Source organism: Alteromonas sp. KC3, from assembly GCF_016756315.1.
Classification (GTDB): domain Bacteria; phylum Pseudomonadota; class Gammaproteobacteria; order Enterobacterales; family Alteromonadaceae; genus Alteromonas.
On record NZ_AP024235.1, the window covers coordinates 685076 to 698620 of the forward strand.

Below are 13545 nucleotides of genomic sequence, written 5' to 3' on the forward strand. Positions count from 1 at the left end.
GGGCGACGCGTATGTTACTGTCAGATGTTTCGGTAAAACGTCCAGTTTTTGCCACGGTAATAAACTTACTACTTATCATTTTTGGTATTGTCGCGGTGTCGATGCTGTCTCTTCGCGAATACCCTGATATTGACCCGCCAATTGTTTCAGTATCAACAACTTATACTGGTGCGTCAGCGAACATTGTTGAAACCCGTATTACCCAGTTACTAGAAGATAGGATTTCTGGTATTGAAGGGATTAAAAACGTAACGTCTACATCGCGTAATGGTCGCTCGGATATTACGATTGAGTTCAAATTATCACGAGATATCGACGCTGCCGCAAATGATGTAAGAGAGCGCGTAAGCCGAGCCCTCAATAATTTACCAGACCAGGCCGATCCTCCTGAAGTGTCTAAAGCCAATTCAGATGAGAGCGCAGTGGTGTGGTACAACTTGAGAAGTACCAACCTTAACACCATGGAGTTAACCGATTACGCCGAACGTTTTTTGGTTGACAGGCTATCGATTGTTGACGGTGTCGCCCGCGTTCAAATAGGTGGTGGACGTCGCTATGCAATGAAAGTGTTCTTGGATAGAAATGCCATGGCCGCACGCGGTATTACCGTAAGCGACGTAGAGCAGGTTATTCGCGCAGAAAATGTAGAGCTTCCGGCTGGTGAAGTCGAGTCGACAGATAGAAACTTTGAAGTACGCGTAGCGAGAACCTTTTTGACGCCTGACGATTTTGCAGCGTTAACGGTTGCTGTTGGCGACAATGGTTATCTTGTGCGTTTGGGTGAAATTGCTAACGTAGAGCTAACGGCCGAAGACGATGAAACCGAGTTTCGCGGTGATGGCGTTAATATGATTGGTCTGGGTATTGTAAAGCAATCTAAGGCCAATACCCTTGATGTTGCTCGGGCAGCTAAAGCGCAAATAGAGAAAATTGAAGCGAGCTTGCCTGATAATATTTTCATTGTCCCAAGCTACGATTCTTCCGTATTTATTGAAGCGTCGATTGACGAAGTATATCAAACGCTCGCTATTGCTATGATGATGGTCGTCATCGTTATTTATCTCTTCTTAGGTAATGTGCGCGCTACTTTAATACCTGCTGTTACGGTACCAGTGTCAATTATTGCGGCTTTCATCGTTATGTACGCATTGGGCTTCTCTATTAACTTATTAACGCTTTTGGCGATGGTGTTGGCTATCGGCTTAGTGGTCGATGACGCGATTGTAGTACTCGAGAATATTTATCGTCGTATCGAAATGGGAGAGCCGCCTATTCTTGCAGCCTATCGCGGTGCAAGAGAAGTGGGCTTCGCCGTCATTGCCACTACCCTTGTTCTTATTTCCGTATTTGTACCGCTAGTTTTCTTAGAGGGTAATATCGGTCGTTTGTTTACTGAGTTTGCCCTAGCTATCGCTGCGGCGGTTGCATTTTCAAGTTTTACCGCATTGACGTTGTCCCCCATGATGGCGTCGAAAATTCTTAAAAAACGCGAGCGTTCATCAGGCTTTGGAAGCTGGATGGATAAGCGTTTTAGTGCGCTGGAAAATGGCTACTTCAACAGTTTAGGCAAAACGCTGCACCAACCCCTTCTTATGCTGATCATGTTGGCAATCGCAATAGTGGCGGTTTTCCAGTTGTCAGAAAAAGTGCCAAGCGAATTTGTACCAAAAGAAGATAGAGGAAATTTTTTCATCTTAATGAATGCTCAGGAAGGCGCGAGTTTTGAAAGCAATGCGGCAAACCTTAAGCAAATAGAAGATGTACTCATGCCTTATCGAGAAAGTGGAAAAATAAACCGCTTGTTGGTGAGAACGCCGGGTTTTGGCGGTAATGCAGGTATCGCGATTGTGGGGTCAGCAGACTGGGACGAGCGTGATTTTAGTACCTTTGAACTTATGGATGAAATTAGTGCCAAGCTAAATGCTGTGCCTGATGTACGCGCATTTGCGATCATGCGCAGTGGGGTGTCCGGTGGTGGCTTTGGACGTCCAGTACAGTTTGTGTTGCAAGGAGATACTTACGAAAATCTTGTGGCATGGCGAGATACGGTACTGGAAAAAGCAAGTGAGAATAACGGGTTAATTCGCTTAGATTCGGATTATAAAGAAACATCTCCACAGCTATTGGTGAACATTAATCGCGATCGAGCCGCCGATCTTGGTGTATCAATAAGCGACATAGGGCGCACCTTAGAAGTGATGCTAGGTCAACGCCGCGTGTCGACTTTCCTCGACAGAGGGGAAGAGTACGACGTCATTCTTGAAGGGATTGAAGCAGATTTTAGAAGCCCCAATAGCATTGAAAACTTGTACGTGCGCTCGTCACGTACTGGTGAGCTTATTCCAATGGACAACTTACTTACCTTTGAAGAGCAAGCCACTTCAGCGCAATTAAATCGTTACAATAGAATGCGTGCAGTAACCATATCGGCAAATTTGGCTGATGGGTATACCTTGGGGCAGGCACTTACTTATCTTGAAGATATTGTGCGCACTGAGTTACCAGACAATGTTTCAATTGACTATAAGGGTGAGTCTCAGCTCTATCACGAAGCAGGCAACTCATTTGTGTATGTATTTATGCTTGCTCTGGCGGTTACATACCTTATCTTGGCGGCTCAGTTTGAGAGTTGGGTACATCCGCTCGTTATCATGCTAACGGTACCGCTAGCGTTGGTTGGGGCGTATATAGGGCTGTTCTTCTCAGATATGACGATTAATATCTACAGTCAAATCGGACTGGTAATGTTAATAGGCCTTGCGGCGAAAAACGGTATTCTGATTGTCGAATTTGCCAATCAGCTTCGCGATGCCGGAATGGAGTTTGAGCTGGCACTTAAACGTGCTTCAGCACAACGATTACGCCCAATTGTAATGACAGGATTTACTACTGTATTTAGTTCATTACCGTTAGTACTGGCTTCAGGGCCGGGGGCCGAAAGTCGAATGGTTATTGGTATGGTTATATTCTCTGGCGTCCTAGTCTCTGCTTTTATGACGTTGTATGTTGTGCCTACTGCATACAGTTGGCTTGCTCGAAACACGGGGTCACCGCTTCAACGCACACTCAAAATAAATACACTTGAGAAAGAAATTCCCTATAAAAAGGGGGAATAAAGGCGAACATGCTCTACTTACAGCGAGCGAAATTTCTTTTTTGCTCGCTTTTTATTCATACTTAAGTCGTGGAAAGGTATAAATATTGATCATTCACGTATTTAATATTATACGATCAGTGTGCGCTTATATTCTTGGTTTGCTTTTAGGTGGGCATTTAACGTATTGAAAAATAGAACTTAATTTTCTATTTTCAATAACCATTCATTAGGTTTATAGTTCTCAATAAATATAAAATAAATCGATTAGACAATTGTATAGTTGATTAACGCCATTCTTCCTCTAAACTTCGCCCCATATTCAAACGCTCGTATAAGTCGCTAATTTTTAAACATTAAAATCGAATACATATTTTTAGTCCGCAGTGGCAAATATGGCATTTGTGACTAATACTTACTTTGCTTGAAGCAAAGCTAGGCTGAAAGGTTAAAGAAAGCGACACGCCCAATAACAACAAAAAAGGGCGTTGTAGATATGGAGCTAAGAGCTAGCATTCCAACAAAATTGAGAGGACACACCATGAAGAAGTGGATACTTGCAGCAAGCTTATGCTGTAACGTAGCTTTCGCTGAAGTAGCAGTTATTGTTCACCCTGGTAATGGCGACGCACTAGATAAAGACAGCATCAGCCGTTTATTTTTAAACAAAGCAAAAGCATTTCCTAGCGGTACACAAGCTGAGCCTATTGCACTTGAAGAAGGTCAAGCGGCAACAGAAGAATTCAACGGTAAAGTACTTAACAAATCAGCGGCTCAGCTAACTGCATTTTGGTCTAAGTTGGTTTTCACCGGTAAAGGGCAGCCGCCAAAAGCACTGGCAAACGATGCAGCAGTAATCTCAGCAGTAGCAGCCAATCCAGGTGCTATCGGTTATGTAGACGCAAGTGCCGTGAACGACAGCGTTCGCGTAGTTGCCACGTTTTAATTTACCGTCATATTCAAATTTCAAGGAACACGCATGAAAACCAAAATTGCTATTCTTTCAATGGCCGGCCTTATGGCGGCTCCTGCTTTCGCAGACGTTCAAATTAATGGTTTTGCAAACCTTATCGGCGGTATGACTTTAGACAGTGATGAAGCTGTTTATGGCTACGACGACGATTTCAATTTCGATCCTGCCAGTGTATTTGGACTTCAAGTAAGAGGCGATGTCAGCGACAAGTTGTCTGCTACTGCACAGGTTGTGGGCCGCGGTAGCGAAGATTACGACGCCGAGTTCGAGTGGGCCTATATGACCTACGCGCTTAGCAACACTACCAACATTAGTGCGGGCCGTATGCGCGTGCCTTTATTTAAGTATTCATCATCACTTGATATCGGTTATTCATACCACTGGTTAACGCCGCCAGATGCTGTTTACGGTCTAGATTTCAATAATATTGATGGTGTACGCGTTGACTACACTAACTTTTCTGGTGATTGGGAATATGGCGTGCAGCTTACTGCGGGACGTACTGAAACTGACACAACAATTTCTGGTACACCTGCTGAACTAGAGCTTCAAAACGTTGTAGCGCTATCTTTTGAGGTTACTCGCGATTGGTTCAGTGCGCGTACGCTTCTTGGCCGTGCCAAGGTTAGTGCCGCTAACGCTGACTTCGATGGTTTTGTAAGTGCACTTAATCAGTTTGGTGCGGTTGTAGCACCAGCGCAAGCGGCCGCTGAAGGCTTCAGTGTAAATGAAGACACGGGTAGCTTTTTTGAAGTGGCAGCAGCAGTAGATAAATACGATTGGTTTGTGGGTGCTGAGTTTACTCAACAAGAAGTTGATAATTCAATTATTGCTGATAACAAAGCGTGGTATGTCACTGCTGGTCTACGCTTAGGGAAGTTCACTCCACACATTACCTATGAAGTAGAAGAAGCTGACAATGCACGTCAACTAGGTCTTGTTGCGGCTATGCCAAGCAATATCGCAACTGGTGATGCAGTTACTGATGCAACCTACAATGTGCTATATCAAACTGCTGCTGGCATAGCGACACAGCAAGATTTAGAGGTGTCTGCGGTGACTGCAGGTCTTCGTTACGATGTAGAGCCAGGTTTTGCGTTGAAAGTTGATGTAACGTGGTACTCAGATGATCTTAACGACCTTAACGATGCGACGTTGCTGAAGATTGGTGCTAATTACGTTTTTTAATATAAATAAGGCCTTACACTTGGTGTAAGGCCTTTTTTGCTAAAGTTTTTAGTGTTTCTGTAGATAAATAATGGCAAGAACTATTTTTTAGGTTAGCCTGATAATAGGGAAGCGAAAAATAACCAAAATCGTGAGATAGCTGATGAACTTTCTGAAGAAAATGCCAATTGCGACGAAGATATTCCTGATTCCAGGGATCGCGGCGCTAAGTTTTATTGTTTATTTACTTATTACTGTATTTACTGCGCTAAATAACGGCGCTACCTTGGAAAAGGTGCAGAAAGTTCAGTACCCGGCGCTCCAGTTGTCAGCGTCAACGCTGGTTGAAATGCAAAAAGTGCGAGATACCCTAGCGAGCGCGGTAACCACAGGTGACCAAGACACCTTATCGGTAGCACAAGACCTTGCGCAAGAAGCTAAATCAGGTCTTAATCAAATTGCCAACATCAGCTCTGATTTTCGCTCTGATATTTCACGAATCTCTTCAGGGTTCGATGACTATTTTAAAGTCGCTTTTGACGTTTCTCAGTCGATGATCGATGGTACCGCCGACTTTAGTCGTTTAGGCGAGTTGTCATCGCAGATGAACAATTCTTACGACGGTGTTATTGCGTCGATGACGCGTTTTAGAGACGAGCAAGAAGCCGCTTTCGAAGAAGCGTTTGAAAACACCGATACCGCCAACACTTCACTTATAAGTACCGGTGTCATTTTGGCAATCGTTGTTACTATTTTATTGTTTGCGACTGCAATTCCCATTGTGCGTGGTATCAAGCAGAGCATTGATGATGTGGTTCGCTCGCTTAAAGATATAGCGCAAGAAAATGGTGACCTCACGGTGCGTATCGATACCAAAAGCGAAGATGAAATTGGTGAACTTGTTTATTGGTTCAACCAATTCATGGACAAACTACAGGGTGTTGTTCGCGACGTAGTTGAAGCAAGTTTACCGCTTTCAAACCTTGCCCAAAATCTGCGAGGCGTTACCGAAGAGACACAGCGTACCATTGATGTACAGCAGCAGTCTGCAACCAACGCAAAACGCGCAGTTGATACCATGAGTGGCTCTGTAGATGGCGTTGCTCACAGTGCAGCGCAAGCGGCAAACGACGCGAATGAAGCTACAACCGCTGCAGGCGAAGGGCGCAAAATCGTACAACAGACGGTGACCAGCATTCAGCAGTTAGCGGAAAATGTACGCGAAACTGCAGATGTTATTGCGCGCCTTGAAGCTGATTCAAACAAAGTTGGCTCTGTGCTTGATGTTATTAAAGGTATTGCAGAGCAAACCAACTTACTTGCGCTTAATGCTGCAATCGAGGCTGCTCGTGCAGGTGAACAAGGACGCGGATTTGCGGTAGTTGCCGATGAAGTGCGTACTTTGGCGTCAAGAACGCAGCAATCGACAGAAGAGATTCAAAGCACTATTGAGCAACTTCAAAACGCTGCACATTCTGCAGTGGAAGTTATGTCTCGCGGTACTGAGCAAGCTACAAGCAGTGTAGAAACAGCGAATAAAGCAGGCAGTAGCTTAGAAACTATTACCAGCACAATTGGTCGTATTAATCAGATGAACGAGCAAATAGCTCACAATACTGAAGACCAGCGCACTGTGGCCGTTGATATTGTACGCCATGTTGATGAAATTCATCAGCGTACTGAGCAAACCGCGAGTCGTTCTGGAGAGCTTGGTAGCATGTGTAACGAACTTGCTGACCTAGCGCAACATCTCGAGTCAATTGCTAAGCAGTTCAGAGTGTAATGTAGCGCTACAGTTAAGATGAATTGAAAACGCCTCTTTCAAAGAGGCGTTTTTTTATGGGTAAAAAAAATCCCCAGCATTTGCTGAGGATTTTGCTAATCAAAGCAGACAAGGTTTATGTAAACCTTAACTCATATTCACCGTTAACCACGTTACTCGTCTAGGAAGCTTCGTAGCTGCTCAGAGCGGCTTGGGTGGCGAAGCTTGCGAAGTGCTTTGGCTTCAATCTGACGAATACGCTCACGGGTTACGTCAAATTGCTTACCTACTTCTTCAAGCGTGTGGTCGGTGTTCATATCGATACCAAAACGCATACGTAACACTTTCGCTTCACGCGCAGTAAGGCCCGCTAATACTTCTTGTGTTGCGTCTTTCAAGCTTCCGCCTGTTGCAGAATCGAGGGGCTGAATAATCGTGCTATCCTCGATAAAGTCGCCAAGATGTGAATCTTCATCATCACCGATGGGAGTTTCCATCGAGATTGGCTCTTTCGCGATTTTAAGTACTTTACGAATCTTGTCTTCTGGCATCAACATACGCTCAGACAACTCTTCAGGAGTAGGCTCACGACCCATTTCCTGAAGCATTTGGCGTGAAATTCGATTAAGTTTGTTGATCGTTTCAATCATGTGAACCGGAATACGAATAGTACGTGCTTGGTCCGCAATTGAACGTGTGATCGCCTGACGAATCCACCATGTTGCATAAGTTGAGAACTTATAACCTCGACGGTATTCGAACTTATCAACCGCCTTCATTAGACCAATGTTACCTTCTTGAATAAGGTCAAGGAATTGAAGACCGCGGTTGGTGTACTTTTTCGCAATCGAAATTACTAGACGTAAGTTCGCTTCAACCATCTCTTTCTTCGCACGGCGTGCTTTTGCCTCGCCGATTGACATGCGACGGTTGATATCTTTGATATCTGCGATAACCAAGCCAGTTTCCTGTTCTACTTGGTTCATCTTGCTAATACAACGTTCAATTTCTTCTTGGTTTACCGCAAGTTCAGCGGCGTAAGGCGCACCTGATTTAACTGCTTCATGTAACCAAGCAGAAGATGTTTCGTTGCCTGCAAATGCCTTAATAAAATCTTTCTTAGGCATTTTTGCATTTACCACGCAGAACTTCATAACAAGGCGTTCTTGAATACGCACTTTGTCCATCATTTCACGCATGTTTCTTACCATGCGATCAAACTGCTTAGGTACTAATCGGAATTCTTTAAACACGTCGCTTAGCGCGTTAATTTGCTCGCGAGCGTCAGCGTGAGCACGACCTTTCTTCTCGATAACAGTGCGTGTTTTTTGATATTGCTCACGTAGCTCAGCAAAGCGCTCGCGCGCCAATTCTGGATCTACGCCGCTATCATCTTCTTCACTATCATCGTCATCGCTGTCATCATCTTCGTCGTCGAGTTCTTCTTCAGACAACTCTGAGCCAACGTGTGTCGCTGTTGGTGCTAAATCTTGATCGTCGTTAGGATCAACAAAACCAGAGATTATATCGCTTAAGCGAATCTCTTCAGCTTCGTAAAGGTCCCACTGGTCAAGAAGATAAGTGATGGCTTCAGGGTATTCAGCAACTGAACACTGAACTTGGTTAATACCATCTTCAATACGCTTGGCGATTTCAATCTCGCCCTCGCGTGTTAATAGCTCAACCGTACCCATTTCACGCATATACATACGAACAGGGTCTGTAGTGCGGCCTATTTCACTTTCTACGGTAGCAAGTGCTTGAGCAGCAGCTTCCGCTGCATCTTCATCGGCATTCGCTTCTTGCATGAGAAGTTCATCTGCATCAGGAGCTGATTCAGAAACTTGAATTCCCATGTCGTTAATCATGCGGATTATGTCTTCGATTTGATCAGAATCGACAATATCTTGCGGCAGGTGGTCGTTTACTTCTGCAAAGGTTAAGTAACCTTGCTCTTTACCTTTTGCAATCAGGAGTTTAATCTGAGACTGCTTGCTTTGCGCCATATAACCTACACTTCTCACATTCAATTAGTTTGCAATAGAAAAGACAACATACGTTTAGGTATGTTCCCTATCTGCTGTAGTACTGCTTTGTATCAAGGCCGCTTCTGCTCGATGCCACGCTGGTGTAAACCACTATTTTGCGATGCACATCTGCTCGGGTTTGGTTCTGCCCGTTATGTTCGGCTATATCTTTGCTACTCACATTGCTGCATTTTTGTTCAATTTTAGGTTAACCTCACGGTTTTACCTACACGTGCAGCGAATTAGCCAGTATAGCAGAGTTTGCGGTGGTTTTACCAGATTGGTGGCTGAATTTTTAGCCAGTAGCCAAATACAAAAAGACAATACAAAATTCACTTTGCAGATGGGGTTAACTTTTCTGCCTTTCCCTCATGAGCAGGGTCAGTTCCTCTTTTTCCGCTTTAGTGAGCGGCTGAACCCGCGAGCGTGAAATTAAGGTTTCAATTCGGCTATCGAAATGCCCGTCAAGTAAGCGAGCGAAGCTGTCGTTATAAACCCGTTCAGCATCCTCGTCTTTTACCAAGTGTTCTTGTAACAATAATTTCGCGATAGTAGTAGAGTGGGGATGACCGCGGAAATTTTCAACAAGCTGTGCAGTATTTGCTCTTGGATTTGCCTCGCAATAAGCGTGAATATCGCGCAGCAAATCCATTCCTGCTGCTTGGCTGCCGGCAAAAATACCTATTTGCACATCTTCGCAGCGTGATGCCAGTTCAGGTTTGTCCAATAGTAGCCGAATTAGCATGCGTAGCGGCGACAGCTTTGGTTTATTCACCTGCGTACGGTTAGGTGAAAATGCGTGTTTAGCACCTTGATTGGCACGCGTAATGTCTTGTTGCAGTTTAAAGCGATCAAACTCACCAGTATGTTTGGCAAGTTCTTCTAGTAGCATTTGTTTCTGATCGTCACCCAAAACGCTTTCAATAAGTGGCATGGCGGCTTTTTTGAGCGCAATTTTGCCTTCAGGGGTACCTACGTTGTGGGTTTTTAATAAATTTTCAAAGAAGAAACGAGATAACGGCATTGCCTTATCCAACATACCCATAAAGGCGTCTTTACCCACTTGGCGAACCATAGTGTCTGGGTCTTCACCATCGGGTAGAAATAGAAACGATAGGCGAACACCATCCTTTAAAGCTGGTAATGCATTTTCAAGTGCGCGCCATGCTGCCTCACGTCCCGCACGGTCACCATCATAGCAGCATACTATGTGCGACGTGGCGCGGACTAACATTTGGATGTGCTCAGGCGTTGTGGCTGTTCCAAGTGCCGCAGTTGCAATATTGATGTCAAATTGGCTTAACGCCACTACATCCATATAGCCTTCAACAATGACTACAGTGTCTAGCGTACGATTTTGCTGACGCGCAGAATAGAATCCAAACAGCTCACTGCCTTTGTGAAATATTCGCGTTTCAGGTGAGTTCAAGTATTTTGGACCACCATCATCAAGAACACGACCACCAAAGCCAACGACTCGACCGCGTTTATCGCGTATCGGAAACATAATACGATCGCGAAAGAAGTCGTATGTGCGACCTTGGTCGTTGCGATTAACTAGCTTTAAATCCACGAGTTGCTTGATACGTTGTGGATCAGTACCAAAGGTTTTTAACAGAGCATCCCAACTATCGGGCGCATAGCCAATTTCCCATTGCTTTACAATATCGCCACTAAGCCCACGATTCTTGAGGTAGTCGATAGCTTTTTTGCTGTTGCTATTTTGTCGTAGCTGATGCTGAAAAAAGCGAGTAACTTGCTCCATTACGGCATAGTCGTCTTGCTGTTGTTGCTTTTTTTCCTCACTCATCGCTGGACGGCTACCTTTTTCTCGCGGTACTTCAAGGCCGTGATAGCGCGCCAGCTCTTCTATGGCTTCAACAAACTCAAGTCGGTCAAATTCCATGATGAACGAAATGGCATTTCCATGGGCCCCACATCCAAAGCAGTGGTAGAACTGTTTGTCTTGGCTAACGGTAAATGAAGGGGATTTTTCATTGTGAAAAGGGCAACAGGCTTGGTAGTTCTTGCCAGCTTTTTTGAGTTTAACTCGACTATCTACTACTTCTACCACATCGGTACGAGAGAGTAAGTCATCAATGAAATCGCGAGGTATTTTTCCGGCCATGGGGAAGTCAAAAACGTAAAACAACGGTTACTGTATCAGGGAAGTCATAAAATGAGAACGACTAACATGGCGTCAATCGTTCTGCATTAGACAAAAACTAGGCGTAGTACAAAAGCCTATTTAAGCGTTAAGGCGAGCCTTAATTTTAGCGCTTAGTGCGCCCATATCCGTACGGCCTTGTACTTGCGGCTTAAGTGCGCCCATTACTTTACCCATATCCTGCATACCAGACGCGCCAGTCGCGGTCATCGTTTCATCGATAAGTGCGTTTAGCTCATCGTCGGTTAACGGCTGAGGTAAAAAGCCTTCAATATGGGTAATTTCTTCACGCTCAATGCTAGCAAGATCATCGCGATTAGCCGCATCATATTGTGCTGCGGCGTCTTGGCGCTGCTTAACCATTTTGGTCAATACCGCTAAGATAGCACTATCATCTAATGTAATTTGCTCATCAATTTCTTTTTGCTTGATAGCAGCAAGTGCCATGCGAATGGTGCCTAAACGCACTTTATCTTTCGCGCGCATTGCGTCTTTCTGTGCTTCTTTTAAATCATCAATTAGTGCCATGATGCTTCCTGTTTTATTTTTATCGGTGGCCTATTAAGCCTCAGGTTAAAAATCAAATGCAACCATTTGAATGGGAACAAACGGGTTCGACTGAAAAAATAGGGGCCCAGAAACGCGAAAGGTGCTGCAATTGCAACACCTTTCAGACTCGTTACTTAACCCTATATTAGTAGAGTTTTACGCGACGTGCGTTTTCACGAGCTAGCTTCTTAAGATGACGCTTTTTAGCGGCAGCTTTCTTGCGCTTGCGTTCCCAAGTTGGTTTTTCGAAGAATTCACGACGACGAACTTCAGAAAGAACACCTGCTTTTTCACAAGAACGCTTAAAACGACGCAGCGCCACATCAAACGGCTCGTTTTCTCTAACTTTAACGATAGGCATTAAACACTCACCTCAAAACTTTTACTGTGTAAATCCGGGTAAAATTGTGCGCTAAAAAGGCCACCCGGGTTAAAAATGGTGCGAAATTCTAATCATATCTACAGAGAAAGTAAAGGATGAATTGCTAAAAATTAGCCAATATTGTGCATTTACCCCTTTGTTAGCATTCCATGAACACGGGATTAAAGGTAAACTCTGCGCCCTAGCAAGTGGGCGACCCATAACAACGTCTAGTAAAAACCACTAGAATTTGTATGGGTATTGTTATGATCGCGGCGAGATCATAATGATGATCGTGACAGATCGCCAGAAAAATTTGCAGATCATTTTTTTAGTTCAAAGGTTGCAAATAGGGTTACTTCCAATGCGTATATTAGGAATTGAAACATCGTGTGACGAAACTGGCATTGCCGTTTATGACGACGCGCAGGGCTTATTGTCTCACGAATTGTATAGCCAGGTTAAGCTGCATGCCGATTACGGTGGTGTTGTGCCTGAGCTGGCATCGCGCGATCACGTGCGCAAGATCATTCCTCTTATTGAAAAAGCAATGGAAGATGCCAATACAACGCCAGATCAAATTGATGGCGTAGCGTTTACGCAAGGCCCCGGACTTGTAGGGGCACTCTTGGTTGGCTCATCGGTTGGACGTTCATTGGCGTACGCGTGGAATGTACCTGCTGTAGGGGTTCACCACATGGAAGGGCATTTGCTAGCGCCCATGTTAGAAGAGGAGGCGCCCGCGTTTCCTTTTGTTGCCCTATTAGTATCTGGTGGCCACTCTATGTTGGTTAAAGTTGAGGGAATAGGTCAGTATGAGGTGCTTGGTGAATCAATAGATGATGCCGCTGGCGAGGCCTTCGACAAGACGGCAAAGCTACTTGGCCTTGATTATCCTGGTGGTCCTTTATTAGCAAAGTTAGCCGAACAGGGTGAAGCAGGTCACTACAAGTTTCCGCGTCCGATGACAGATAGACCTGGGCTCGATTTCAGTTTCAGTGGTCTTAAAACGTTTGCTGCCAATACCATTCGCGACGCAGACTTAAGCGGCAGTGATGCAGAGCAAATAAAAGCGAATATTGCCTATGCCTTTCAAGAAGCAGTGGTTGATACCCTTATTATTAAATGCAAGCGCGCCCTTAAACAAACCGGCATGAAGCGTTTAGTTATTGCTGGCGGTGTTAGTGCAAATACTATGCTGCGCGCACAAATGAAATCATTAATGAACGACCTAAAGGGTGAGGTGTTCTATCCAAGTTTGGCATACTGCACTGACAATGGCGCTATGATAGCCTACGCTGGCATGCAGCGATTAAAAGCAGGCGAAGTACTGGGCTTATCTTCACAAGCTAAACCAAGATGGCCTCTTGATACACTTAATGCCATTTAATCGAAATTCGAACACGCTAAATTACCGATAGCGGTAAACTAAGAAAAGGACAGTT

The 13545-nt window shown here is 44.6% G+C and carries 9 protein-coding genes; 5 read left to right on the plus strand and 4 right to left on the minus strand.

The annotated features are described in order from the left end of the window. Positions 1 to 11 precede the first annotated feature (11 nt). From JN178_RS03065 to JN178_RS03080, 4 genes are all read left to right on the plus strand, one after another. A complete protein-coding gene (locus JN178_RS03065; RefSeq protein WP_159624018.1) occupies positions 12 to 3116 on the plus strand; it encodes an efflux RND transporter permease subunit in 3105 nt (1034 codons plus the stop codon). Between the two features lie 519 nt (positions 3117 to 3635). Continuing rightward, a complete protein-coding gene (locus JN178_RS03070; RefSeq protein ID WP_202263528.1) occupies positions 3636 to 4040 on the plus strand; it encodes a phosphate ABC transporter substrate-binding protein in 405 nt (134 codons plus the stop codon). A gap of 33 nt (positions 4041 to 4073) precedes the next feature. Next, positions 4074 to 5255 (plus strand): topoisomerase IV, encoded by a 1182-nt coding sequence (locus tag JN178_RS03075; RefSeq protein WP_202263530.1) that lies wholly within the window; start codon positions 4074 to 4076, stop codon positions 5253 to 5255. 142 nt (positions 5256 to 5397) lie between these two features. After that, positions 5398 to 7017, plus strand: a complete 1620-nt coding sequence (locus tag JN178_RS03080; RefSeq protein WP_202263532.1) for a methyl-accepting chemotaxis protein — start codon at positions 5398 to 5400, stop codon at positions 7015 to 7017. A gap of 152 nt (positions 7018 to 7169) precedes the next feature. Here the strand turns inward: JN178_RS03080 and rpoD are convergent, their stop codons facing one another. The 4 genes from rpoD to rpsU all read right to left on the minus strand — a co-directional run bounded on the left by rpoD (position 7170) and on the right by rpsU (position 12100). Continuing rightward, the gene (gene rpoD, locus JN178_RS03085; RefSeq protein ID WP_159624010.1) at positions 7170 to 9002 is read right to left on the minus strand and encodes an RNA polymerase sigma factor RpoD; all 1833 of its coding nucleotides are present in this window, start codon (positions 9000 to 9002) and stop codon (positions 7170 to 7172) included. Between the two features lie 370 nt (positions 9003 to 9372). Then, entirely contained in the window at positions 9373 to 11151 is a 1779-nt protein-coding gene (gene dnaG / locus JN178_RS03090) for a DNA primase (protein ID WP_202263534.1), read from the minus strand. A gap of 120 nt (positions 11152 to 11271) precedes the next feature. Continuing rightward, on the minus strand, positions 11272 to 11718 hold the full coding sequence (locus JN178_RS03095) for a GatB/YqeY domain-containing protein (protein WP_159624006.1): 447 nt from the start codon (positions 11716 to 11718) through the stop codon (positions 11272 to 11274). 166 nt (positions 11719 to 11884) lie between these two features. After that, complete coding sequence (gene rpsU, locus JN178_RS03100; RefSeq protein WP_012517258.1) at positions 11885 to 12100, minus strand: 30S ribosomal protein S21; 216 nt, start codon at positions 12098 to 12100, stop codon at positions 11885 to 11887. A gap of 364 nt (positions 12101 to 12464) precedes the next feature. On the opposite strand from rpsU, the gene tsaD reads away from it, so the two are divergent. Further along, a complete protein-coding gene (tsaD, locus tag JN178_RS03105; protein WP_202263536.1) occupies positions 12465 to 13490 on the plus strand; it encodes a tRNA (adenosine(37)-N6)-threonylcarbamoyltransferase complex transferase subunit TsaD in 1026 nt (341 codons plus the stop codon). Positions 13491 to 13545 lie beyond the last annotated feature (55 nt).